Origin of the sequence: Bacteroides sp. ET71 (assembly GCF_023336905.1) — a bacterium.
In the GTDB taxonomy this organism is placed as follows: Bacteria; Bacteroidota; Bacteroidia; order Bacteroidales; family Bacteroidaceae; genus Bacteroides.
On sequence record NZ_JAMBLS010000001.1, the window covers coordinates 100003 to 125498 of the forward strand.

Here is a 25496-nt window from a genome sequence, read left to right on the forward strand (position 1 = left end):
GCATTCGTCAGGCGACCGTTTTTTCTGCTTTAGAGGCTTCCGAAGGGTCATGAACGGTAAACTTCACTTTCAAGATACGCCGATTGTCTCTCTCCAGAATCTCAAACTCGTAACGACCGTAAGACACCTTTTCATGTAAAGCGGGAAATTCTCCTTTCAGTTCCAGCAACAGGCCGGCCAACGTATCGGCATCACCGGCTACTTCGTCAAAGACATCTTCATCTACCTTGGTTATCTTATAGAAATCTATCAGTTGGGTCTTGGCTTCAAAAATCCACGTGTGTTCGTTCAGACGGGTGTACGTGCGCTCTTCTTCGTCGTATTCATCATGGATTTCACCTACGATTTCTTCTATGATGTCTTCCATTGTCACGATGCCCGATGTTCCGCCATATTCATCCACCACGATAGCGATGTGTATCTTGTTGGCCTGAAAGTTGCGGAGCAATTCGTCTATCATCTTGGTTTCGGGCACGAAGTAGGCCGGACGAATCAGGGTCTGCCAGTTGAAATCGTCGCCTCGCGTCAGATAGGGAAGCAGGTCTTTGATATACAGGATGCCTTTGATGTTGTCGCGTGTTTCCGAATAAACCGGGATACGCGAATAGACGTTTTCGACCACACACTGCAGCACTTCCTTGAAGGGGGTATGATACTCCAAATCGACTACATCCAGGCGTGAGGTCATGATTTCCTTGGCGGTTTCTTCGCCGAAACGGATGATACCTTCCAAGATATGGCTTTCTTCCGACAGTTCGTTTTTGTCGGTTAACTCCAACGCATGCGACAGTTCGTCCACAGAAATGGCGTGTGTTCTTTTCCGCGCCATACTTTTGTCCATCCAGGCCATGACCCGCATCAGTACGGAAGAGAACGGATAGAAGGCCGCCCGGCAGGCATCGAGGCCGGAAGCCGCATGACGGCAAAAAGACAAGGGATGCCGGGTGGAAAACATCTTCGGCATGATTTCGCCAAACAGCAGGATGAGGACGGACAGAAAGAGTGTCAGTACAAAGCTTTGCCAGAAGACGGAAGCAAAATGGAAGACGTCGGTAAAAAAGAAGTGGCAGAGCAGGATGATGGAGACGTTGGACAAGCTGTTGACAAGCAGCAAGGTCGCCAGCAGACGTTCCTTGTCTTCCAGCAACCGGGAGACACGCACGTCGGCTGCCTGCTTTTCCTCGGCGATGGAGGAGATGTCGGCTGGTGTCAGTGAAAAGAAAGCGCGTTCGGAAGCCGAAACGAAGGCGGATAGCAGCAGGAGGAGTGCTGCGCAGATGATGGCGGCAATAGCCCATTCGGAAGGAGCGGTGACAGATACCTGACTAAACCAATCTGCCACCGGGCATAAGTAAGTGTCTGAGTCCAAAGAAGTAGGTATTAGTTAAACAATCAAAACGGCAAATCGTCTGCGCCATCGTCCTGTGACGGGGCCGTGTTCTGCGGGCGTGCAGGCTGCGGTGCCACGGGAGTAGGTGCGGAAGTTTGTGCCGCACTTTTCGGGGTAAGCATCTCCATGGTGTCGACGAATATTTCGGTCACGTAGCGCTTGGCCCCGGTCTGGTCATCGTACGAACGGGTGCGGATTTTGCCCTCGACATAGAGTTTGTCGCCCTTGTGGACATATTTCTCGACGATTTCGCCCAGGCGGTTGCGGAAGATGAGGTTGTGCCATTCCGTGCGGTCGGGCACCTGCGTACCGTTCTGAAGCGTGTAGCCTTTCTCGGTGGTAGCCAGCGAGAGTTGTGCCACGCAGCTTCCGCCTTCGTACCAGGTCACTTTGGGGTCTTGTCCGGCATTACCCAGCAGTATTACTTTGTTGATTCCCATATCGTGCAAATTTGTGCCCAAAATTAGCGAGAATATCTACACCATGCAAGTATCGGAATCCTTTTTTAGCAGTTTTTCAAGAAAGGCGTGCAGCAACCGCGGCCAGGCGTAAGAGTCGAGTCCGGACAGGGGGACGCGCAGAAAGCCGTCGAACGGGGCGGTGTCTGCCGGCAGAAGGACTTCGTAGAAATGAGCGTGAAGGATGCGGTGCGAAAGGACGTGTTTCACTCCCCGCTGCAAAGGACGTACTACTGCTCCGGGGTGTCCGGCCAGGAAGTCTGCCAGGAGGGGGGAAGCCAGGAACTCGTCCGTCGACAGGTCGCGGTCGCTCTCCAGCAGGGGCAGTTCGAAGAGGTTCTTCCAGATGTCCTTGCCGGTGCGTTTGCGAATCAGGGTGTCGTCGCCCATACGCACGAAGAGGTAGTTCAGATAGCGGTCGGTCTGCTTGGTCTTGTGCTGCTTCACGGGCAGTTGTGTCACTCGTCCGGAGGCCAGGGCGGCACAACTGTCGGCCAGGGGGCAAAGAAGACAGGTGGGCGACTGTGGCGTGCAGACCAGGGCGCCGAAGTCCATGATGGCCTGGTTGTAGTCGGCCGGATGATTCACGTCGAGCATTTCGCGGGCCAGGGCGGCAAAGGTCTTCTTGCCCTCGGTAGAGTCTATCGGGGTGTCGACGCCCAGGTAGCGGGCAAGGACGCGATAGACATTGCCGTCGACCACGGCGCAGGGCATGTCGTAGGCAAACGAACAGATGGCAGCCGCCGTATAGTCGCCCACGCCCTTCAGCGCGCGCACCGACTGGTAGGTCTTGGGGAAGACAGCGCCGGCCATGCTGCGGGCGGCGGCATGAAGGTTACGGGCGCGCGAGTAGTAGCCCAGGCCTTGCCAGTAGCGCATCACCTCTTCCTCGTCGGCCTCGGCCAGAGAACGCACGTCGGGGAAGCGGTGGACAAAGCGGGCGTAATAGTCATAGCCCTGCGCCACGCGCGTTTGCTGGAGGATGATTTCAGACACCCAAATGAGGTACGGGTCGCGTGTGTCGCGCCAGGGCAACTCACGTTTGTTGTCGCGGTACCACGCCAGCAGGGTGCGGCTGAATCTATTTGAATCATTCTTCATCTCACACAGAATTTATTCTTGGAAAACGGGGCAAAGATAGGGCTTTTGACGGGGAACGGGGACGGTTTCGGAAGAAAAATTCCCGGGATGCGACACGGGCTTGCCCGTTCCGGACACGAGGCGCGCTTCTTCCGAACTACGGGCGCGGCTCTTCCAAGCATCTTGGAAAGGGTGTCCAAACATCTTGGACAGGGCGTCCAAGCATCAGGGGAAGAGGGTACGAACCAAGTCTTCCGCCGTCTGCGCCAGCCGTCGGCGGGCGTAGTCGGGCGACAGAGCCACGGCATCGGGCGTGCGGGGTGGGTTGATGCAGAGGACGTGGCGAAAGCCCGCTTCGCGCAAAGACGGCTCGTCCTCCACCCGCCCGGCCAGCAGGGCCACGGGGATGCCTTGCCGGCTGGCTTCGGCCAAGACTCCGGCCGGCACCTTGCCCATCAGCGTCTGGCGGTCGGACTTTCCTTCGCCTGTCAGAATCAGGTCGGCACCCCGGATGCGGCGGGCGAACCCGGCACTTTCCAGCACCAGCTCGATGCCCCGACGCAACTCGGCATGAAGGAAGGCCGACACACCCCCGCCCAGTCCGCCGGCCGCTCCAGCGCCGGGCAGGGTCGCGATGTCCGTCCCCAAGTTGCGGCGAACGATGTCGGCAAAATGCCGAAGCCCGTCGTCCAGCTCCCTCACCATCGCGGGCGTGGCGCCCTTCTGCGGGGCAAAAACGCAAGCGGCTCCCTGCGGGCCGTAGAAAGGATTCTGCACGTCGCAGGCGGCCACGAAGCGGGTCTGCGCCAACTCGGGCATCGCATCCGAAGCGTCTATCCGTTCCACCCGGGCCAAGGCCTGCCCGCCCTGCCCCACTTCACGACCGGCGGCATCCAGAAAGCGATAGCCCAAGGCCTGCAACATCCCCAGCCCGGCATCGTTCGTCGCGCTGCCCCCCAGACCGAGCAGCACACGGCGGCACCCGCGACGGAGGGCATCGCGCAGCACTTCACCCGTGCCCAAGGTCGTGGTCTGCATCGGATTGCGCCGTCCGGCGGGCACCAACGGCAGTCCGCTGATGCGGGCCATCTCGACGACAGCCGTCGCACCGTCGGCCGACACGCCGTAGCACGTCTCACGCTCCTCCATCAGCGGACCGTGGGCAGTCAGATGCACCAACCGCCCTCCCCCAGTGCCGGCCAGGGCTTCCAGCATCCCCTCGCCCCCGTCGGCCACAGGCAAGACCGACACCTCACAGCAGGGACACGCACGCTTCACTCCCTCGGCGGCCGCCTCGCCCGCCTCCAGCGAGGTTAGGCAGCCTTTCAAAGAATCTATGGCAACTACAATCTTGGGCATACACTTCGACATTCAGACCCACAAAAGTAGCATTTTCCCCCCACACGCCGCACAGGAAAGAGCAATTTATCGTATCTTTGCCCCCACATGAACGAAGATACCTATAAAACCATTGCCGCTCCGGCCGAAGGCATCTATACCGAGAAGCGAAGCAAGTTCATCGCCACAGCCCTGCCCGTACGCACCGTGGCCGATGTGAAAGCCTACGTCGAAAGCTATCAGAAGAAATACTACGACGCGCGCCACGTCTGCTACGCCTACATGCTGGGGGCAGAGCGCAAAGAATTCCGTGCCAACGACAACGGAGAACCGTCCGGAACGGCAGGCAAACCCATCCTGGGACAAATCAACTCCAACGAACTGACAGACGTGCTCATCATCGTGGTGCGCTACTTCGGAGGGATAAAGCTGGGCACAAGCGGCCTGATTGTGGCCTACCGCACCGCCGCGGCCGAAGCACTGGCCGCAGCCACCGTCATCGAAAAGACAGTGGACGAAACGGTCACCGTGTTCTTCGAATACCCCTTCATGAACGACGTCATGCGCATCGTCAAAGAAGAAGGCCCCACCCTCCTCTCCCAAGGTTACGACACCGATTGCACCATGTCACTCAGCATCCGGCGCTCACTGATGCCACGCCTGAAGGAACGCTTGGCCAAGGTGGAAACGCTACGGATACAAGAAGAAACCGAAACCCTTAAACACAAATAGTTATGAACGAAGTATTGAACAACATCCAGGCACGCCACAGCACGCGCGTCTACACCGACCGCCAAGTATCGGCCGAAAATTTGAACCAGATATTGCAGGCAGCCACCTATGCCCCCAACGGCATGCACCTGGAAACCTGGCACTTCACCGCCATTCAGAACAAAGAAATACTCTGCGAACTGAACGAAGCCGTCAAAAAAGCCTTCGCCAAAAGCTCTGAGCCACGCCTGCAAGAGCGGGGCCACAGCACGACCTACTGCTGCTACTACCACGCCCCCACGCTTGTCATTGTCTCCAACGAGCCGACCCAATGGTGGGCAAGTATGGACTGCGCCTGCGCCCTGGAAAACATCTTCCTGGCAGCCCGTTCGCTGGGCATAGACTCCTGCTGGATAAACCAAATCGGGCAGACCTGCGACGACCCGGACGTACGCACCCTGCTCAACCGGCTGGGCGTGCCTGCGAACCACAAGGTGTACGGCTGTGCCGCCCTGGGCTACGCTCCTGCAGACACGGTCGTCAAGCCGAAAAAAGTCAAGGAAGGAACTGTAACCATTATACGATAGAAAATAACAGGAAAGAATGGCAAGAATGGCAAAGAGCCACTGCTAAACAATAAGATATGCGAATACTCGCTGCCAAAAGATAAACACTGAAGATTTGCACCGCGACTTGCGGTCATCCATTGCACGTCCCCCATCGCACAATAAAAGCATAAAGCGATGGACGATGCAAGATATGCGTATTCATCGAGTACGGCACTGGTGCTGATGCTGTTCTTCGCCCTCTTTCCGGCACAACCCTCATTGCCATTCCGGAAGGGACAAAACAATATGCCGGACTGTTTCTGATGGCCCTGCAAATACCATCTCCTTCTATCCCTTTCTACGTCTACTTGTACTGGTCTTATACGAATTACCTCCTTTTCCACAAACAGAGGGAAAACATTCAGGAAAAAGGAACACCCGTTGACACCGAAAAAGCCTGTCTCAAGGCAGAAAAAACATCGCCCGACGCCCCACGCTATTACAAAAAACATCGAAAAGCCCACAGCCGAACGGATAAATCAGAAAGACTATATCAGCCCGGTACTGGCCATCGAAGAATTGGCCGATATATTCAACACCAACCACACATACCCCTCCTCCTACACCAAGCCCACCGACCATGCCTCATTCCGCGAATAGATTACCAAGCTTCGCATCGGCTATGCCAAGCAGATGCTGGCACAACAACCCGAAAAACATATCAGCCGCACCAGAGACCACAGAAATTTCTCCTCAAAATCAATACATTATATCTCCCAAGCTACTTGCGTGAACGTGTTGCAAATATCATGCAAACCCGAAAATAAGCATTCATAAGCAACCACAGCTCTATGTCGCAAAAGTGCAGATTTATTTGAAAAATTCGTGATATAAACGCATAATAATCAAAAGTCTATGGCATTTTTAATAGATTCTTCGACTTTTATCCTTACTTTTGTATATGATACTAGGTAATATACCTGAATCATAATGAACTTATGCAGATACATAACAAATCCAAGTTTTAGAACTATTTATTATATTGCGATATGTCAATATGGGGTAAACTCTTTGGACCTGAGAAAGTCGAGAATAAAAACAAAATTATCGGCAATAAAACCAATTCTGCACCATGCAGTGCTCCTCATTATGCCATAGTAGATGTTGAAGTGGGCTTAAAAGACCATAATATTCATGATATAGGAGCACTCAAACATGATGACACGACATTTCATAAAACTTCAAAAGAAGAATTATTTATTTTCCTAAATGATGTAGACTATATCTGTGGTCACAATATCATTCACCACGATGCCAACTACCTGTTTACGGACCCAAAATGCCACTGGACCTTAGTTGACACACTTTATGTTTCGCCTTTACTATTCCCGGAACGTCCTTATCACAGACTTGTGAAAGATGACAAGCTAATCAGCGAACAGATGAACAATCCGGTGAACGACTGCAAAAAAGCAAAGGACTTATTGCTGGATGAAATAGCACGCTGGCATTCATTACCGAAAGAAAAGCGTTTGCTATTCGCATCGCTGCTGAAAGACAAGAAGGAATTTGAAGGATTTCTCAGTATGGTAAGTGCAGCATATATCCATGAAGGAATACCAGGACTTATAAAAGATTTTTATGCAGGAAAGATTTGCCAACATGCCGACCTTGACATGCTCATTCATCAATATCCATGCGGATTGGCATACGCTTTGGCTCTGATTGATACCACCGATTACCGCTCCATCACTCCCGGATGGGTGCTTTATAATTATCCGGAAGTGGAATTTATCGTAAAACTCTTGCGCCATACCAATTGCCACAAAGGCTGTGACTATTGCCGTACGCAATTGGATGTGCTTCATAACTTAAAAACATTTTTTGGCTACGAGTGCTTCCGGACATACGAAGGCGAGCCACTGCAAGAACATGCTGCCCAAGCTGCAGTGGAAGGGAAATCGCTGTTGGCGATATTTCCTACCGGTGGCGGCAAATCACTTACTTTCCAATTGCCTGCACTCATGGCTGGACATTCCATGCATGGGCTTACGGTGGTTATCTCCCCCTTGCAGTCCTTGATGAAAGATCAGGTAGATAACCTTGCCGACAGAGGCATCACGGATGCCGTAACCATAAATGGAATGTTAGATCCCATCACAAGATCGCTGTCCATACAAAGAGTACAAGATGGAGAAGCCTCGCTGTTATATATCTCTCCCGAAATGCTTCGCTCAAAAACGATCGAGAAAATATTGATGGCGCGCCACGTTGTAAGGTTTGTAATAGACGAAGCGCACTGCTTTTCTTCATGGGGGCAGGATTTCAGGGTTGACTATCTCTACATTGGCAAATTCATCCAACAATACCAGGAAAAGAAAAAATGTAAAACCCCGATACCAGTATCTTGTTTCACGGCTACGGCCAAACAGAAAGTAATCCAAGACATCTGCGACTATTTCAAGCAGACTTTGAATTTGAATCTGGAATTATTCGCATCAACTGCCACAAGAACGAATCTGCACTATTCTGTCATACATGTGGAGAATGACAATGACAAATATCTGAAACTAAGAGAACTTGTCGCAGAAGCCGATTGTCCGACAATTGTTTACGTATCACGTACCAAACGGACAAGAGAACTGGCTGCAAAGCTTACTCGCGACGGTTACAAGGCACTCTCTTTCAATGGGAAAATGGAAGCCGATGAAAAAATAGCCAACCAAGACGCTTTCATGAACGATCAGGTACACATCATTGTGGCCACATCCGCATTTGGCATGGGAGTGGACAAGAAAGATGTCGGTCTTGTGGTACATTATGACATTTCCGATTCGCTGGAGAATTATGTTCAAGAGGCAGGCAGAGCAGGCCGTGACCCCGATCTTAGCGCACGTTGTTATGTACTTTATAATGACAATGATTTGGACAAGCATTTTATATTGCTAAACCAAACAAAACTTAGCATTAGCGAAATACAACAAGTATGGAAAGCTGTCAAAAGCCTTACCAAACACCGTATGAAAGTCAACTGCTCTGCGTTGGAGATTGCCCGACAAGCAGGATGGGATGATTCGGTATCTGACATTGAGACCCGTGTACGAACTGCATTAGCGGCTTTAGAACAAAGCGGATATTTGGTAAGAGGAAGCAATGTTCCTCATGTATATGCCACGGGAATAACGGTAAAGAATATGGACGAAGCGAGAGAGCGCATATCAGCATCACTACTTTTTGGCAGCGATGAAATCGAAAAGGCTATCCGTATCATCAAGTCATTGATTTCTCAAAAACATATCGCCAAGGCCCAAGACTCGGAAGCCGAATCACGAATCGACTATCTGGCAGACATTTTGGGATTAAGCAAAAAAGACGTTATATCAGTAGTGGAGCGCATGCGACAGGAAGGCATATTGGCAGACAGCAAGGACATATCTGCCTATTTGCAGGACGCAGGTGATTCGGAACGAAAGTCGCAAATGCTCCTCGAACGCTTTGCAAAACTTGAACAATACATTCTCAATCATATTCCCGATGAGTCTTTACGAATATCATACAAGCAACTGAATGAGAATGCCGTAAACGATGGAATCAGCACATCCAAAGAGAAAGACATTCGGACGTTACTTTATTTCCTCACCATCAAGGGATATACGCGTAAAAAAGAGGATGCGGTCCATAACATGGAGATAACTCGTCAGGCAGATCTGGAATCTACCATCAGGCGATTTGAAAAACGATTGGAAATAAGTCGCTTTACCGTGGAATGGCTATACAAATTGGCGCTAAATGCAGAAAAGGAGAATGTACCCGGCAAAGCCATACAGTTCTCCGTAGTAGAGCTTCTGAACCGGATAAAATCTAGCTCCCAATCTCTTTTTGGTGGACTTGATGATATTCAGTTGGAAGATGTGGAAGAAGCACTTTTGTATTTATCGAAAATCGGCGCGCTAAAACTTGAAGGTGGTTTTCTGGTACTATACAACGCCATGAATATCCAAAGAATAAAAGACAATAAGTCAAGATACAAGCAAGACGACTACCGAATGCTGAACGAATTCTACAAACTAAAAATCCAGCAAGTACATATTGTGGGGGAATATGCCAATCTGATGGTAAGGAATTATCATGCAGCCTTGCAATATGTCCAGGATTATTTCCAGATGGACTACAAGAAGTTTGTCACAAAATATTTTAAGGGAGACAGAACAAGCGAGATACAACGCAACTTGACACCACAGAAATACAATCAATTGTTTGGACAATTATCCAAACGGCAAATGGAAATCATTTCCGACAAGAATTCACGCTGCATTGTGGTTGCGGCAGGTCCCGGTAGTGGAAAGACACGAGTACTGGTTCACAAACTGGCCTCACTTCTGTTGCTTGAAGACGTAAAACACGAACAGTTACTGATGCTGACATTTTCAAGGGCAGCCGCTACAGAATTCAAACAACGGCTTATGGAGTTGATAGGCAATGCAGCTCATTTTGTTGAAATAAAAACATTCCATTCCTATTGTTTCGACCTCTTGGGTCGAATAGGAAATCTTGAAGATTCAAAGAATGTCGTCTCAAAAGCAGCCGAAATGATACGTCAAGGAGAAGTTGAACCAAACAAAATCGGTAAGACGGTATTGGTTATAGATGAAGCCCAAGACATGGGAGCAGAAGAATATGCACTTGTAATGGCTCTGATGACCCATAACGAAGAAATGCGAGTGATAGCAGTGGGAGACGATGACCAAAACATCTATGAATTCCGGGGTTCCGATTCCGATTATATGTATCGGCTATCGCAAAAAAACGGAAGTACATTTGTCGAAATGACCGAGAATTACCGCAGTGCACACCAGCCGGTGGATTTTGCCAACGGATTCTTGAAAACCATCCATAAAAGGATAAAAAGCACAGCTATCATCTCTATGAGAAAAGAGAAAGGATGGGTAGAAATAATACGCCATCACTCAGCATATATGTACCAACCGCTTGTCGAAAACTTACTTCAGCACAAGGGCAAAGGCACTTCGTGTGTACTCACCCAAACAAACGAAGAGGCCGTAATCTTGACAGCCCTCCTGCGAAAGCATGGCATAAACAGCAAACTGATACAATCAATGGACGGCTTGCGTTTTTGGAACATAGCGGAAATGAGATACTTCCTGAGGTATATAGACAAACGGATAAAAACACCACTAATCACAGAAGAGCTATGGGAAGAGGCCAAACATGCAACCTTTTCTATTTATGACAGAAGCCTAAGTTTGATCTATGTAAAGCGGTGTGTGGAACAGTTTGAGCAAACTAACAGAACAAAATATTTCAGTGACTTCAGAGAATTTGCATTTGAGTCGTCAGTGGAAGACTTCTGTGACACATCAGGAACCGATGTTGTGGTATCAACCATTCACAAGGCTAAAGGCAGGGAGTTTGACGATGTATATATGCTCATATCGGACAGCTATGTAAAGGAAGACCATCTGATGCGTCGATATTACGTAGGCATAACCCGTGCAAAAAACAGACTATTCATACACACAAACGGCGATTGCTTTAACCATTTAAGTGTAGACCAATATCACGTTGACCAACAGCAATATGACATGCCCGAAGAGATTATGCTACAGCTCTCTCACAAAGATGTCAATTTGGGATTTTTCAAAAATCGGAAACAAGAGGTCTTAGCTCTGAAAGGAGGAGATTCATTAATTTACAATAATTTCTTTTTGTATAGTTCATTGAGCGATAAGCCAATCGCAAAATTATCATCAAAAATGCAGAGGGCATTAGCCGAATGGGAACAAAGAGGCTATAAGGTGAAATCTGCATCTGTACGGTTCGTTGTGGCGTGGAAACCTAAAGATGCGCCCAAAGATGAAGCGGAAACGGCTGTCCTATTAGCAGACCTGATACTTTCTTTGTAAGTTAAAGCACTTAAAGGAGTGCGAACGGAATTGACACGGTAGCCAACGGATATGATGGCATCGAGATTGTAGAATGTGGTAACTCTGTTTACCTCTCTTTCCCATTCTTTTTAAACTACCGAAATTTTCTCGGTAGTTGCCTCTTTATCCAGTTAGAGCTGAATATATTTCTCAGATGAACTCCAATGTTATCGGCTGAGCAGTCAAACAATGAAGCCATCGCTTTTTGTGTTGCCCATATAGTTTCATCCTTATACAACACTTGAATCCCATCCTCCTTACCTTCAGCTATAAAGGTAAGAAATTCTGCCGTGCTGTTCCGTATCTCAAAATTCTTTGCCACGATTCCTTTAATTATTAATTACCACAAATACGAAGGTATAGGAAATCCTCAGAAAGCCATTATGTAATTACATTCAGGAATGGATTTTACGAAGATTTCTTCTTCCTAATCCGATTTTTCCCATTCCAATTAGACGGGAAATGAGCTTTTTTATGTATGTTTGTAATTGGATTTGGGTTATTGTGCCCATACAACAGCAAGAAGATCATGCAGATACACGATAACAGGCATATAGCAGAATATACGTCTTACGACTTCAAGGGAATGTTGGAACACAAGAAAGTGAAGTCGTGGCTTAAATCCGTGTCGACCTTTGCCAATACGGACGGCGGCAGCTTGTTCTATGGAGTAAGTGATGAAGGAGAAATTGTAGGATTAGAGACGCATCAGGAATGGAACGACAAGTATCTTGAATCATTTGGCTTGGTAACTTTTGACGGAAAACTGACCAATGCTGGACTTCTGTTCGTTGACAACTGCACCGTATTCCAATCACGCATCTTCTGTACCCGATGGACGGGACTTTATAAGGATGACGCTATCAGTTCTGTAGAACACAGAGCCAACCTCGTTTTGCTTTTGAAATACGGCATGGACTTCATTAAGTACTACACCATGAGCGGATGGGTGAAGATGCCGAACTATCGACAGAACCTCCCCGACTATTCTGACCGTGCCATTTTTGAAGGATTGGTAAACCATCTTATCCATCAGGATTACACCGTAATGCCACCTTCTATAACTTGAACTGAGGCGAGAATGGCAGAATTCCCGTAGAGGAAGTGGCCGATAGGGTAAATAGTACCCTCGGAAAGTACCCCGTAAACGAAGAAGGTTCGGAGAGAAAGTTCGGTGCAAATAATAAAAGTTCGGAGAAAAGGTTTGGAGACAGAAAATGCGGCAATCCTATTGGAACATCAAAATGAAAAGCGACAAACACTTCAAAAAGAAGGACTTGAATGGTTTGCAGGTAAGTAAAAACAAAAAATAGAATTAAAATGGCTGTACAATATAATCTTATTAACCAAGATGTCTTTGAAGGATTAAAAGCCCTTGAATCAGACAGTTTTGATTTGTGCATTGTTGACCCTCCATACGGAGCTTCTTCAAAGCACAACTGGGACTATGGTAAAAAAGGAAAAGTAGCAGGATTTGGTGGGGAATGGAATCTTGAAAATGAAGCCTGGGACTTATTGTCTAAGAATAATTCATTCCTTAACACATTTGCTTGGTTAAAAGAACTGAAAAGAATTATCAAGTTAGAAGGTTCTATCTGGATTCATGCGACATATCACAATTCAGGCTTTGTCAACGTATGTTGCCAGTTATTAGGATTAGAAATCATCAATGAAATTGCATGGTATAAGCGCAATTCTTTTCCTAATCTTTCAGGTAGAAGATTGACTGCCAGTCATGAAACGATTCTTTGGGTTCATAAAGGCGGTGAAAAGAAAAGAAAATACTTCTTTAATTATGAAGCATCAAAAGCTTTCCATTCCTCATCAGACTTGCTTAAAGAAGCTGGTAAACAAATGAGAACCGTATGGGATATACCAAACAATAAATCCAAGGAGGAAATGAAATTTGGCTCCCATCCAACTCAGAAACCATTAAAAGTTTCAGAAAGAATCCTTGCACTATGTGGTGTAGAGGGTGGAAATCTTCTTGTACCATTTGCTGGCTCAGGAACTGAAATGGTTGCAGGAATAAATTTCGGAATGAATGTAACAGGTTTTGAGATTGAAAATAAATATATTGACATTGCGCAGAAAAGATTGGAAGATGCGCTTCAAAAGAAAAATCATTCCTTATTCTAATGAAACCACTACAACCAGTTATTAAATGGTCAGGCAGTAAACGAACAGTTGCTTCCCAGTTGGGAGATTTTTTCCTTCCTGCAAAGACTTATTACGAACCTTTTGTTGGTGGTGGCGCTATGATGCCATTTGCAAAGGCAAATAAAGGTAAGGCAAGCGACATCATACCAGAGTTAATTGCTTTATGGAATGAGATAAAGAATAACCCTGAATTGGTTGCGACTGAATACGAAACACGTTGGAATAAGCTTCAAAATGAAGGCCATCAAGTGTTTTATGAAGTAAGAGATGTTTTTAACAAGACCAAAAATCCTCTTGACTTTTTGTTCCTGACAAGAACTTGTCTCAACGGGATGATAAGATACAATAATGCAGGAGAGTTCAACAATTCATTGCACCTAACCAGACCTGGCATTGCCCCAAAACGTCTTTCTACTATCATCTATCAATGGCATCAAATTATCCGCAAATTTGAATTCCTTAATGTTGATTATAGGGAATGCTTGGCAGATGTAAAAGAAGGAGATTTTGTGTTCTTAGATCCTCCTTATGGCGGAACAAAGAGTCGATATACACAAACTCCGTTCTCTCTCAACGAGTTTTATCAAACGCTTGATTTGCTCAACTCTAAGGGAGTTAATTGGATGCTTACATTTGATGGTTCTTCTGGAGATCGCAATTATTCATACGCACCTCCAGAGGAACTGTATAAGTCAACTTTCAAAGTAAAGACAGGAAAATCTGCTTTCAGAAAGGTTATAGACAAGGTTCAAGAAAATATTTTAGAATCAGTGTATCTTAATTACAAACCCACTTTGTTCTGACGCAATTTTCATCAGATAATCAAGAAGAATTTCACCATTAGCACTGGCATAAAAGTGTAAAGTTGTGATCATTCCAAATTCGAACGCGAAGATAGCATCCAAATTTCCTGTATGGAGTTGGTTCATTAATTCTCGTTCGTCTTTGTAAAGAAACGCACCAACTGAAATCATATTATATTTTACCTTACCGATTGTTCCATCAAAGTACTTCCAGCCTGTCTGATTGTTTGCCTTATATGCAGTAGGTTCACTATTAAACAAATCATTGATATAGTCTTTAAGTCTATTACCTATGTTATTTTCGAGGTCTTTGCCATAGCCCTTTGACTCAATAGGAACAAAAAACAGCTGACCATTTCTTTCAAATTGGAAAATATGGTCCGGTCTTTTGCTAAACTCTGAAACACGTGGAAGCGACGTCCACTTATATTCTATGCCGTTTTTGAAATATGAAATGCCAGACCAATCACCTCCTGGGGGATTACAGAAACATTCAAATATTCCTAACTCATTATGTGATGAAAGTATTTGATGTATAGCACAATCCGTATCATGTTCAAAAAACTTGACAACAGGATTTGGGATATAAGGGAATTTAATTGTTCCTGTGTTCTTGTTTAGGGTGGCTCCTGTTGGCATAAAGATATAATGATTGCAAGTTGCACTGTCCACAAGAAGATAATTACAACATGAGAAAATAGCCTCGAACAAACCATTGTTCTTACAAAGTTCATTGGGAGCATTGAGCAGCTTATCCCAAGTATATTTTGTTCCTGGTCCAGATACAATAGCCATGATATTAGCATCTTTACCCAATATCATTCGGCATAAAGGTGATAATCCTCGATCAGGTCGTGAATCATCACCTTTAGGTTTGAAACCTGTTATCCATACCAAAGCCAAATCCTTTTCCAAATCAAAAGAAGCGTCCAAACCATTGTATGTTTCTTTGATCCATGCTTTCAAAGATGTAAGACTCCGCTGTGGAACAATACAAAATGGCAAATCTTTTGCTACGATAGGCACTACTGATAGCGTTTTGATCTTAGACTTTAGCAATTTAAAAGTATCTGACACAAGAACTTTATCAGATGATTTCTTTTGCCATTCTTCTTTGTAATTCAGGACAAGCCATGTAGGTCTATTCGTGGAAGTAAGAAACGCTTTCCATTCCCTACCTTTAAGGGTGTCTTTCTTCTTCCGGCCATTAGATAAAATTTCAACCATTTTTACAGCTTTGTCTTTAAGACTGTTGACTGTTAAAGTTGTATCTTCTCCGTTAAGAATCTGGCGAATGAAAACGAGTCCGTCACTATAGCCCAATGCAGATTTATATGTAACCAAGTTTTGTGAAGTCATCGATGGATGAGCTCTATAAACAGGGAGGCATACACTATTCATATCATGAGATAGTGAAACATATGAGAAGGGGACTGCTGGATTTGGGTAACGTGGTGCTTTAGGATTTCGATTTTCATCTAACTCAACACCACCTATCTCAGCATAATACAAATATGGCACATTCGCAAATACGCTTGCAAGCGCACGACCATTTCGTTGCCAAGCATTATTGCCTGCAGGTAAGGCTGAACAGTATTCGATTCCAAGCAGAACTGTTTCTTGTGTTCCTGAAATTTCGGTCAAATATGAGTCAGCAGACTCTCTCAATCGTCCTCCTGCCTTGTAGATAATATCTCCTAAATCGATATCGCTCCATCTACCATGACCTGAAAGCAGTTCAATAACAAATAGACAATCCTTAGTTTTGATTGAATATTTGGGGAAATATACAGGACTTTTTTGTAACTCATAAATTGAATTATAGGCTTCGGCAATCATTTTAAGCGTTCTTTCACACTCAACAATGTTGTCACCATGAATTCTCAGATTTCGTGTAATCATGACCATTTAGCGGAAACGCCCTCTTAAAGAAAAAGGGCGTGAGAGAATTCTGGTTGGTACCAAGGCCTTGCACAGCCCACGTCAGACAACAATCCTTCTATCCACGCCCATATTATGTAGCGCAGACATCCTTGTTATCCTAACTAAACTGACATATAATAAAGTGCAAGTTCGGTATTCAGTTGAATCTAGGATGTCTAAAACTATATACTAATACTTTCTACTAAGATGTTGTTATAATTAAGAATTAATACTACAATTAATTGAAAACGCATACAATATACAATTGCAAAGGTACATATTGTTTCTCACATATTTACCTTTTTCATGCAAAACATGAATCATTCTTTTTTCAGCAATGCTCTCCGGACGGGTAAGGGAAAGATGCTCCATGTCAGAACGCTTAATGCGTATAAGGCGTGTGCCAATGTTAACGGCAGGAATACACCCTGATTTTATCAGTCTGTACTAGGTGTTACGTTCCACACCGAACACAACCATAGTTTTCTTCCTAAAAATCAACACATTATATCTATCAGCGACTTGCGTGAACGTGTTGCAAATATCATGCAAACCCGAAAATAAGCATTCATAAGCAACCACAGCTCTATGCCGCAAAAATATGTTTTTTCGCTGAAAATAACGAAAGAAAAACGATAAAAATATCAATGTTAAATGATAACCTAAAACAGCATCACTAAAGGTTTCTTCAAAAAACTATTGCGCTTTCTTTATGAGTTCCTAGGTATAAAATCAAGTGAAGGCAAATCTTTGTCATCCAGTTTGTCGAAGTCAGACTTAAACAGGCGGTCTTGAATGACACGGTATTTTTCAAATTCTGTTTCAGCAAACTCTTTGGCATATTCAGCCGTGACCTTTCCAGCATCGGAAAGAATCGGCCTGTCCGTTACGTCTAAGAATTTATCTATACGTTTAGCCCAATCCTCCATTGTCATTGGAATATGGCGTTTCGCCATATCTTCCGCTATATCAAGAAAGCTGTTGACGATGCGTCCCATTGCTTCCAGTTCATTTTCTTTGAGATAATTCTTGGCAACGCTTACATCCGGCTTTACAATTTTACCATCCGGTGCCTTCTCCCAGGTGGTCAAGCCCATGTGCTCTTTTTGTGCATCCGCACGGTCAACTATCAATTCCGCAGCAGTATGTCCATGCACCGCATAGTGCATTTTATTCTGCACCTTTTTGTAAAACATTCGTGTCGTGGGCGCACTCTTGTTATAATCTATGGCCGTGGCATATATGTCTGTAAGTTTCTGGTAAAAACGCCGTTCACTCAGCCGTATCTCGCGAATTTCGGCAAGCAGATGCTCAAAATAATCCTCTCCGATGAATGAGCCGTTTTCCATTCGCTTTTTATCTATGACATACCCACGGATGGCAAACTGACGTAAAACGTATGTACACCATTGGCGGAATTGCGTGGCACGAACGGAATTAACACGATAGCCTACGGATATGATGGCATCGAGATTGTAGAACGCAGTGTTATATGTTTTACCATCCCCGGCAGTATGTGCAAATTTTGCACATACTGAATGTTGCTGTAATTCAGAACTATCAAAGATATTTTTCAAATGCCTTGTAATGACAGTTCTGTCAACACCAAACAATTCAGCCATTGCTTTTTGTGTTGCCCATATAGTTTCATCTTTATATAACACTTGAATACCACTTTCCTTACCTTCAGCTATAAAGGTAAGAAACTCCGCCGTGCTGTTCCGTATTTCAAAATTCTTCGCCACGATTCCTTTGGTTATTAATTATCACAAATACAAAGGTATAGAAAATCCTCAGAAATCCATCATGTAATTACATTCAGGAATGGATTTTATGAATTTCTTCTCCCTAATCCGTTTTTTCCCATTCTAACCGGACGGAAAATGAACTTTTTTATGCATGTTTGTAATTGAAATTGGGGCATTACGCCCAAACAACAGCAAGAAAACGCCGCAACCCCGTCATTGCCGACATGTTTACCCAGCTCGACTACATGGAGAAGCGTGGCTCCGGTCTGCGCAAGATGTGCGAACTGACCGAGAAGCTCCCCAACTTCATGCCCGGCAAAGAACCTCTCTATAAAACCGAAGCATCCTCATTCTTCACCACTTTCTATAATCTGAATTGGGGCGAGAATGGTAGAATCTCCGTAGAAGAGGTGGCCGACAGAGTAAATAGTACCCTCAAAAAGTACCCTGTAAACGGAGGAGCTTCGGAGAAAAAGTACCCTGTAAATAATGAAAGTACCCTCAAAAAGTACCCTGTAAAAAACGAATTGAATAGACCAGTGGGCAGGACTGCTCAACGCATCATAGACATGGTTATATCAAATCCAATGATAACCCGTGAAAAAATGGCCGTTGAATTGGGCATTTCATTAGATGGAGTTAAGAAACAGATTAAAAATCTCCGTGACAGGGGCATCCTCGTCCATGAAGGTTCTGACAAGGCAGGCTATTGGCGTATCATCGTAAAATCATAATAAGGAGGGCGTGACACATGACAATCTTTATCTTGGTCTCCATCTTATTGGTCGCAGCTTTGGCGATAGCCTTGCTTATGAGCGTTTCTCCTGCGAGCCAAAAAGTCAAAGTCCGGACAATGTATGTCGGAGCTGCGCTTATGCTCGTAGTTGCTCTTATCGTCTGCGACTATATTGATACTTTGCCGGATTTTCCGTCCAAGTTCCGATTTCATGCAGTATTGGTGCTTACCGTAGCCGTAGGTTATCTCTGCATTGCCATTGCTTGTATGGAAAAGTACAATGTCCTAAAACGTAAGAACCGCGTGCTCGAAGAAGCCCTTACTGAAAAAGAGCAAGAGAAAGTATCCATTCTAATGGAACGCCAGAGTGAACAACAAGCACTTCAAAAAGGAGAACTTGAATGGTTTGCCGAAAAAATCAAGATGTTCAGTGAAGAGGAGCAAAAGGCGATTCTTGCCAGTGCCTACGCATTTGCAGAACATGACTTGATTCTTCCGCCCTCAATCACAATCCAGTCAAACGAAATGTGCAGTCAGCAAGAACTCATGTACTATGTTTACTCCGCTTTCTCCAACATGGGCAAGAAGCGCAGTGACACCGTGAGTTTTTTATGTCAGGTTTTTAAAGCATATTTTCCTGCTGGTGAGGCTTCTGTATCAAAGAAGATGCCGGGATTGGATAAGGCTCATCCGACATTTGGAGTGATAACTCTAAGTGATTGAATATCGGAGATTAAAGAATTTGTATGATACTGTATATTACTGATAGTCAATATTACACATATCCAAAAGTTATAATCCGCCATCACGAAAGAGGCAATAGCATTTTAACGCATGGAGATGTAAAAACAAGCTAAGAAACAGGTTGTTATGCTTAGGTCGCATGACTTGTCTATATACAACACTCAAATATCCATCACTCCAAATTTCGGAAGACCCAGAATTTAGTTCCACATTATCTAGTCGTCCCTTAAAAAGTGCACATTTCCGGGATATTGTGATGAAATAGTATCTTGCAGATATTTTCAATAATTGCCCAAAGAGTCCTCATGGCTCTTTTGAAGTTGTATGCTGCTGCGGCAAAAAGCAGGTTGACGGCATCCCCGAACACACCTTTATAAAAGTTGCGTCCTAAACGGAAGTCTGATTTCAAGTGTGCGATAGTAGGTTCGATTCCTGCACGCTTGCAAAAAACAGGTCTTGTTTATCATATAATCTGCAAGTTTTCAACCGTAAAGATACAAAAACTCGCAGATATCTTAAAACGAACATCACATTAATATGCTGATTATTAATAGAAAACAATGTTTTAAGGAACGACTATCTACTTTTTTGTCTTGTCGCAAATATGTCGCAAATAAGAGATAAAAAAGGGCGTAAAAAAGCCATAGAAACCAAGAACCCCATAAACGCAAAAAGCGTGCAACTCATTGAGCTGCACGCTTTTGCTTGCGATTTAGTATGTATTTACTTATCGGAATCATTTCACTTCCTCAAAGTCCGCATCCTGCACATTGTCACCCTGTTGGTTATTTTGATTATTACCAGCCTGCTGACCACCTGCATTAGCATTGCCTTGTGCGCCTGCACCACCTTGAGCGCCGCTCTGTGCATACATCTCTGCGCTGGCGGCTTGGAAAGCAGTGTTCAGCTCTGCCATGGCGCTATCAATGGCAGCCAAATCCTGAGCCTTGTGGGCATCTTTCAACTTCTGCAGAGCAGCTTCAATAGGAGCTTTCTTGTCAGCAGGAAGCTTATCACCCAAGTCTTTCAACTGATTCTCAGTCGTGAAAATCATGGAGTCTGCCTGGTTCAGCTTGTCCACTTTCTCACGTTCCTTCTTATCAGCCTCCGCATTGGCAGTAGCTTCAGCCTTCATGCGCTCGATTTCTTCCTTGCTCAAACCACTAGAAGCCTCGATACGAATGGCTTGTTCCTTGCCCGTGGCCTTATCCTTGGCAGACACTTTCAATATACCGTTGGCATCGATATCAAATGTTACCTCAATTTGAGGAACACCACGACGAGCCGGCGCAATGCCTGTCAGGTTGAACTGACCAATTGACTTGTTTTGCGCAGCCATAGGACGCTCACCTTGCAGCACGTGGATAGTCACCTCTGTCTGATTATCAGCAGCCGTCGAGAATACCTCGCTCTTCTTACAAGGAATAGTCGTATTGGCATCAATCAACTTTGTCATCACTCCACCCATGGTCTCAATACCCAATGTCAACGGAGTGACATCCAGCAATACGATGTTACCTACACCAGCCTCCTTGTTCAATACGGCACCTTGGATGGCAGCACCTACGGCAACCACTTCATCAGGATTTACGCCCTTGGAAGGCACCTTACCAAAGAAGTCTTGAACCAGTTTCTGAACGGCCGGGATACGAGACGAACCACCTACCAGGATGACTTCATCAATATCCGAATTGCTCAAACCAGCATCGCTCATAGCCTTCTTACACGGCTCCAGACAAGCCTGAATCAAGTCGTGAGCCAGTTGCTCGAACTTAGCACGTGTCAAGGTCTTAACCAAGTGCTTGGGCACTCCACCTACCGGCATGATATACGGCAGGTTGATTTCAGTAGACGTAGAAGATGACAACTCAATCTTGGCCTTTTCGGCAGCTTCTTTCAGACGCTGCATAGCCATCGGGTCAGCCGTCAAATCTGCACCTTCGTCATTCTTGAACTCCTGAACCAGCCAATTAATGATAGCCTGGTCAAAGTCATCACCGCCCAAGTGGGTATCACCATTCGTGGACAGAACTTCAAAGACACCGCCGCCAAACTCCAGGATAGAGATATCAAATGTACCGCCACCCAGGTCGAATACAGCCACCTTCATATCCTTGTTGGCCTTATCAATACCATAGGCCAAGGCTGCTGCCGTCGGTTCATTCACAATACGTTTAACATCCAAACCGGCAATCTGACCAGCCTCTTTCGTAGCCTGACGCTGAGAGTCAGAGAAGTAAGCAGGCACCGTGATAACAGCCTCTGTCACCTCCTGTCCCAGATAATCCTCAGCAGTTTTCTTCATCTTCTGAAGAATCATTGCGGAGATTTCCTGCGGCGTATAGTGACGACCGTCAATATCCACACGCGGCATGTTGTTATCATTCACTACGGGATAAGGCACACGCGAAATCTCTTTCTGCACCTGAGCCCAATTCTCACCCATGAAACGTTTGATAGAATATACCGTGCGCTTCGGGTTCGTAATAGCCTGACGCTTGGCAGGATCACCCACCTTACGTTCACCGCCATCCACAAATGCCACTACGGAAGGAGTCGTACGCTTGCCTTCACTGTTTGCAATCACTACCGGTTCGTTGCCTTCAAATACAGCCACACACGAGTTTGTAGTTCCTAAGTCTATACCAATAATTTTTCCCATGATCGTTATTTTTTATTTGTTACTATTCTTGTTACTTCATCCGCCTTGTGGCAGACGCTATTCATAAAACAAACGACGTGCCAAAAACATCCTTCTGAGCCAATTATTAGTTTTTGTCAGAGGAACTGCCAAACTGACAGGAGGACAAACTTAAAACTTATACACACATTCTATTCCCAACACATGCTTGCCTTTCTCCTCCTCCACCTGTCGGCAATAAAAAGCTTCCGCCTCCCAGTTTTTGGCCAAAGGCACACTGACGCCCGTCCGATAACGCATTCGTGTCACATCAAACTTTTCTCCACGTGCCAATCCGTTATACATCTCCACAGAAACATAAGGTTCCAGTTTGCATTTGGGAATGTCATACGCCAACTTCAGGCGAGAGCGCAAGCGCAATTCATTTTCCACATCATCCCATGTCTGCTGAAACCTCTCGCGCAAAGAAAGCTTAATCCGATGCACCCGTGCCGAAAAGGTAGCCTGCAACCGATAACGGTGGCGGAACTTCCACCCATCTTCTTCTCCACGATTCCGATAATGCACCTCATATCCTCCGCCTATTTTCAGGAAAGGCACCGCTTCATATTCCACATCAGCACTCCACCCCAAGCGGTCTTGCTCGGCGACATCACCTTTTGTCCGCCATTCCAAGTCACTGGATAATGTCCATTTAGGCATCACTTCATATTCCATCCCCAATTTCATCCAAGTACAAAAGTCGTGTTCCTGCCCGTTCAGAGCGCTTTTCCCTCCAAACAACAACATCCACAACAGTACCAAAACATACGCAAACTTTTTTCTCGCTAACATACCTTTTATTTTGATTAAATTCACCTGAACAGACTTTTCATTCAACCCGCACGAGTACCCGCTTTCCAAACCAACAAAGCCAGCAACACGGAAAGAACGGCTGCCCCAATCCAGAAGCAATTAATATATGTAAAATCATATACCTCGACACCATCCACCATACGCTTGTTACCCTCTATCAGCAAACCACTCATCACGTCCTGAAGGCCTGCCCCCACATAACTGGCAATGCCTACTACACCCAATGCAGCCCCAGAGGCATTCCTCGGAGCAATATCCACCGCCATCAGTCCCCCCAAGAAACAAAGCAGCACTCCGATACCCAGCCCAAACAGAATCATGGCTAACACATCGACCCACAGATGCACGCCCGGCACCAACAAAAAAAGACAAAGGGCCGAGACATTAAGCAGTCCAAACAGCAAAGCCGGCATATTTCTTTTTCCTCCAAACAGCTTGTCTGATATCACGCCCGAAAACATAGTCCCCACAATGCCACACACAGAAGCAATAGAAATAATGAAACTGGCATCCAACGTCGAATACCCTTTTTGCGCCTCCAGATAGAACACGCCCCAACTGTTCACCGCATAACGACTGACATACATACAAGCACTACTGAGCGCCAATATCCAGATGGCCGGATTACGCAATACCGCCTTCTGTGCCCGATTGAAAGCATCGGCCTCAGCCTCACTTTTTACCTTTTCAACATTGGGCACATTCACCGGAGGCAAACCTTCGCTTTGCGGCGTATCATGAAAGAACCTCCATACAATCAGCGTTCCCAGCAGCCCCACCAATCCAGCTCCCAAGAAACCGAAACGCCATCCCAATGCACTGACCAGAGACGCCACCACAATGAACGTCAACGCCTCGCCAATGTTATGGCTGGCACTCCAAAAGCCGTAGAACGAGCCACGCTCTTTGTCCGTGAACCAACGCGACAGCCCTACCACACACGAAGCAGCCCCCATCGACTGAAACCATCCGCTCAGCCCCCACAAAATGGCAAACAAGAGGAACGAATGTACAAACCCCAGACAAAGATTAACCAAAGCCGTCACCAGCAATCCCGTAGACATAAAACGCCGAATATTGCTCCGGTCAGCCAAGAATCCATTGGTAAACTTACCTATGGCATACGTAAAAAACAATACCGAACCGATGATGCCCAACTCTGTTTCCGAAAAGATGCCCTCCTCCACAATAGGCTTTTTCACCACGTTCAGGCTTAATCGGCAAACATAATACAAGCCATAACCAATCGTAGCAGTCAAAAAAGTCGACCACTGAAGACGACGCAAACGTCGTTTCTGTTCAGATATGCCTTCCCCGTTACAAAGCTTCGGCTGCGAAACCCTGTAAAAATCAAGTATAGATTTCCACATAAATGATAATTTAGCGGGATTAACCACAGATGACACTGATTATACGGATAAGCACTGATTCTTAATAATCTAAATACTAAAATCTGTGTTTAATCCAGTATTATCTGCGTTATCTGTGGTCTAAATTCCTATTTTACTCACGCAATCCCTTTTCCTCCAGATAATCCAAAAGCAAAGCCGGTCTATCAGTTTGAATCAATTTAGCCCCTTGCTTCACAATCCACCCCCAGCTTTTTTCCGGTTCTCCCAATTCCACCGCACGGTCATCGTCATGCCCTCCGCAAAGCTCCGGCCACAAACTATTGATAAATACCTTCGCACCACTCTCGCGCACTTTCTTTATCAACCTCAACACCTCCGGCCCATCGTTGTCAAACACCAGCTCGAAAGCTTTCGGCTTCATATGCTCCAGATAACCGTCTATGACATCCTCTGCCCCCTCTTTATGCAGATTCACCACAGGCATGAAAACCATCTCATCCAGCACCTCACCATTCTCCGCTTTTACCTGCTCATAAGGCAATCCAGCTTTCATCACACACTGGTTCACAGTACCCGTTTTTTTCAAAATGGCATACGCCTCCTTAAAGTAATCATACCCCTTGTCCACGTTCACCATGATTTTCCCCTTACACAGCAACATACACTCTTCAAACGTAGGAATTTGATGGCGAGTTTTACAACCAGCTCCATTCTTTAGGCGCATCGCTTTCAATTCCGCCAACGTATAATCTTCCGGTTTCCCCTTTCCTGTTGTAGTACGATTGAGCGTTTTATCGTGCATCAGTATCAGATGCCCGTCCTTTGTTTTTTTCAGATCCACCTCTACCATATCTACTCCCATATCAATACAATTTTGAATGGCCTGCAACGAGTTTTCCGGTGCATTACGCCAGTCTCCCCGATGAGATACAACCAGAATTTCCTCCGAATTTTCGGATAACTGTTTACGGACGTCAAAAACATCATTTTGCCCCCAAATAAACAACGGAGCATATAATATCAAAAAAAATGCAAGACATACCTTTCTCATACTTCTTTTCCTT

Annotated in this window: 18 protein-coding genes and 4 pseudogenes; 10 read left to right on the plus strand and 12 right to left on the minus strand. The window is 45.7% G+C overall.

Going from position 1 to position 25496, the window contains the following annotated elements; translation table 11 throughout:
- Positions 1–7: 7 nt before the first annotated feature.
- The 4 genes from gldE to M3090_RS00440 all read right to left on the minus strand — a co-directional run bounded on the left by gldE (position 8) and on the right by M3090_RS00440 (position 4287).
- On the minus strand, positions 8–1369 hold the full coding sequence (gldE, locus tag M3090_RS00425) for a gliding motility-associated protein GldE (protein WP_249053426.1): 1362 nt from the start codon (positions 1367–1369) through the stop codon (positions 8–10).
- A gap of 23 nt (positions 1370–1392) precedes the next feature.
- The gene (locus tag M3090_RS00430; protein WP_249053427.1) at positions 1393–1830 is read right to left on the minus strand and encodes a single-stranded DNA-binding protein; all 438 of its coding nucleotides are present in this window, start codon (positions 1828–1830) and stop codon (positions 1393–1395) included.
- Positions 1831–1866: 36 nt separating this feature from the next.
- The gene (gene mutY / locus M3090_RS00435) at positions 1867–2949 is read right to left on the minus strand and encodes an A/G-specific adenine glycosylase (protein ID WP_249053428.1); all 1083 of its coding nucleotides are present in this window, start codon (positions 2947–2949) and stop codon (positions 1867–1869) included.
- A gap of 204 nt (positions 2950–3153) precedes the next feature.
- On the minus strand, positions 3154–4287 hold the full coding sequence (locus M3090_RS00440) for a glycerate kinase (RefSeq protein WP_249053429.1): 1134 nt from the start codon (positions 4285–4287) through the stop codon (positions 3154–3156).
- Between the two features lie 87 nt (positions 4288–4374).
- Between M3090_RS00440 and M3090_RS00445 the strand changes: the two genes are divergently transcribed.
- The 5 genes from M3090_RS00445 (at position 4375) to M3090_RS00460 (ending at position 11449) form a co-directional block, all read left to right on the plus strand.
- Entirely contained in the window at positions 4375–4998 is a 624-nt protein-coding gene (locus tag M3090_RS00445) for an IMPACT family protein (protein WP_249053430.1), read from the plus strand.
- 2 nt (positions 4999–5000) lie between these two features.
- The gene (locus tag M3090_RS00450; RefSeq protein ID WP_249053431.1) at positions 5001–5564 is read left to right on the plus strand and encodes a nitroreductase family protein; all 564 of its coding nucleotides are present in this window, start codon (positions 5001–5003) and stop codon (positions 5562–5564) included.
- A gap of 156 nt (positions 5565–5720) precedes the next feature.
- Positions 5721–5849, plus strand: coding sequence for a hypothetical protein (locus M3090_RS15810; protein WP_262918791.1), 129 nt, complete (start codon positions 5721–5723; stop codon positions 5847–5849).
- Between the two features lie 117 nt (positions 5850–5966).
- The gene (locus tag M3090_RS00455; protein ID WP_249053432.1) at positions 5967–6185 is read left to right on the plus strand and encodes a hypothetical protein; all 219 of its coding nucleotides are present in this window, start codon (positions 5967–5969) and stop codon (positions 6183–6185) included.
- A 389-nt stretch (positions 6186–6574) separates the two neighbouring features.
- Positions 6575–11449 (plus strand): RecQ family ATP-dependent DNA helicase, encoded by a 4875-nt coding sequence (locus tag M3090_RS00460; protein WP_249053433.1) that lies wholly within the window; start codon positions 6575–6577, stop codon positions 11447–11449.
- Between the two features lie 20 nt (positions 11450–11469).
- Here M3090_RS00460 and rhuM read toward each other — a convergent pair.
- Positions 11470–11792, minus strand: a pseudogene (gene rhuM / locus M3090_RS00465) (RhuM family protein); the annotation flags it as partial.
- Positions 11793–11999: 207 nt separating this feature from the next.
- On the opposite strand from rhuM, the pseudogene M3090_RS00470 reads away from it, so the two are divergent.
- The 3 genes and pseudogenes from M3090_RS00470 to M3090_RS00480 all read left to right on the plus strand — a co-directional run.
- Positions 12000–12679: pseudogene (locus tag M3090_RS00470) on the plus strand (ATP-binding protein); the annotation flags it as partial.
- 111 nt (positions 12680–12790) lie between these two features.
- Positions 12791–13609, plus strand: coding sequence for a DNA-methyltransferase (locus M3090_RS00475; RefSeq protein WP_249053434.1), 819 nt, complete (start codon positions 12791–12793; stop codon positions 13607–13609).
- Positions 13609–14433: a DNA adenine methylase gene (locus M3090_RS00480; RefSeq protein WP_249053435.1), complete on the plus strand. Its 825-nt coding sequence runs from the start codon at positions 13609–13611 to the stop codon at positions 14431–14433. Before M3090_RS00475 ends, M3090_RS00480 begins: the two co-directional genes overlap by 1 nt.
- Here the strand turns inward: M3090_RS00480 and M3090_RS00485 are convergent.
- Positions 14398–16272: a hypothetical protein gene (locus M3090_RS00485; protein WP_249053436.1), complete on the minus strand. Its 1875-nt coding sequence runs from the start codon at positions 16270–16272 to the stop codon at positions 14398–14400. The genes M3090_RS00480 and M3090_RS00485 overlap by 36 nt on opposite strands.
- A 794-nt stretch (positions 16273–17066) precedes the next feature.
- Positions 17067–18101: a virulence RhuM family protein gene (locus tag M3090_RS00490; protein WP_249053437.1), complete on the minus strand. Its 1035-nt coding sequence runs from the start codon at positions 18099–18101 to the stop codon at positions 17067–17069.
- Positions 18102–18304: 203 nt separating this feature from the next.
- Here M3090_RS00490 and M3090_RS00495 point away from each other — a divergent pair.
- Both M3090_RS00495 and M3090_RS00500 read left to right on the plus strand, forming a co-directional pair.
- Positions 18305–18838: pseudogene (locus M3090_RS00495) on the plus strand (ATP-binding protein); the annotation flags it as partial.
- Positions 18839–18855: 17 nt separating this feature from the next.
- A complete protein-coding gene (locus tag M3090_RS00500) occupies positions 18856–19563 on the plus strand; it encodes a hypothetical protein (RefSeq protein ID WP_249053438.1) in 708 nt (235 codons plus the stop codon).
- A gap of 247 nt (positions 19564–19810) precedes the next feature.
- Here the strand turns inward: M3090_RS00500 and M3090_RS00505 are convergent.
- The 5 genes and pseudogenes from M3090_RS00505 to M3090_RS00525 all read right to left on the minus strand — a co-directional run.
- Positions 19811–20035: pseudogene (locus tag M3090_RS00505) on the minus strand (transposase); the annotation flags it as partial.
- A gap of 285 nt (positions 20036–20320) precedes the next feature.
- A complete protein-coding gene (gene dnaK, locus M3090_RS00510; RefSeq protein ID WP_249053439.1) occupies positions 20321–22246 on the minus strand; it encodes a molecular chaperone DnaK in 1926 nt (641 codons plus the stop codon).
- 150 nt (positions 22247–22396) lie between these two features.
- A complete protein-coding gene (locus M3090_RS00515; RefSeq protein WP_249053440.1) occupies positions 22397–23059 on the minus strand; it encodes a DUF2490 domain-containing protein in 663 nt (220 codons plus the stop codon).
- Positions 23060–23100: 41 nt separating this feature from the next.
- On the minus strand, positions 23101–24450 hold the full coding sequence (locus M3090_RS00520) for an MFS transporter (RefSeq protein WP_249053441.1): 1350 nt from the start codon (positions 24448–24450) through the stop codon (positions 23101–23103).
- 133 nt (positions 24451–24583) lie between these two features.
- On the minus strand, positions 24584–25483 hold the full coding sequence (locus M3090_RS00525) for a glycerophosphodiester phosphodiesterase family protein (RefSeq protein ID WP_249053442.1): 900 nt from the start codon (positions 25481–25483) through the stop codon (positions 24584–24586).
- Between the last annotated feature and the right edge of the window lie 13 nt (positions 25484–25496).

Excerpts from the sequence above, each read along its gene's own strand:
- M3090_RS00430 (WP_249053427.1), bottom strand. The coding sequence starts at position 1,830 with ATGGGAATCAACAAAGTAATACTGCTGGGTAATGCCGGACAAGACCCC.
- mutY (WP_249053428.1), bottom strand. The coding sequence starts at position 2,949 with ATGAAGAATGATTCAAATAGATTCAGCCGCACCCTGCTGGCGTGGTAC.
- M3090_RS00440 (WP_249053429.1), bottom strand. The coding sequence starts at position 4,287 with ATGCCCAAGATTGTAGTTGCCATAGATTCTTTGAAAGGCTGCCTAACC.
- M3090_RS00445 (WP_249053430.1), top strand. The coding sequence starts at position 4,375 with ATGAACGAAGATACCTATAAAACCATTGCCGCTCCGGCCGAAGGCATC.
- M3090_RS00450 (WP_249053431.1), top strand. The coding sequence starts at position 5,001 with ATGAACGAAGTATTGAACAACATCCAGGCACGCCACAGCACGCGCGTC.
- M3090_RS15810 (WP_262918791.1), top strand. The coding sequence starts at position 5,721 with ATGGACGATGCAAGATATGCGTATTCATCGAGTACGGCACTGGTGCTG.
- M3090_RS00460 (WP_249053433.1), top strand. The coding sequence starts at position 6,575 with ATGTCAATATGGGGTAAACTCTTTGGACCTGAGAAAGTCGAGAATAAA.
- M3090_RS00475 (WP_249053434.1), top strand. The coding sequence starts at position 12,791 with ATGGCTGTACAATATAATCTTATTAACCAAGATGTCTTTGAAGGATTA.
- M3090_RS00480 (WP_249053435.1), top strand. The coding sequence starts at position 13,609 with ATGAAACCACTACAACCAGTTATTAAATGGTCAGGCAGTAAACGAACA.
- M3090_RS00485 (WP_249053436.1), bottom strand. The coding sequence starts at position 16,272 with ATGATTGCCGAAGCCTATAATTCAATTTATGAGTTACAAAAAAGTCCT.
- M3090_RS00500 (WP_249053438.1), top strand. The coding sequence starts at position 18,856 with ATGACAATCTTTATCTTGGTCTCCATCTTATTGGTCGCAGCTTTGGCG.
- dnaK (WP_249053439.1), bottom strand. The coding sequence starts at position 22,246 with ATGGGAAAAATTATTGGTATAGACTTAGGAACTACAAACTCGTGTGTG.
- M3090_RS00515 (WP_249053440.1), bottom strand. The coding sequence starts at position 23,059 with ATGTTAGCGAGAAAAAAGTTTGCGTATGTTTTGGTACTGTTGTGGATG.
- M3090_RS00520 (WP_249053441.1), bottom strand. The coding sequence starts at position 24,450 with ATGTGGAAATCTATACTTGATTTTTACAGGGTTTCGCAGCCGAAGCTT.
- M3090_RS00525 (WP_249053442.1), bottom strand. The coding sequence starts at position 25,483 with ATGAGAAAGGTATGTCTTGCATTTTTTTTGATATTATATGCTCCGTTG.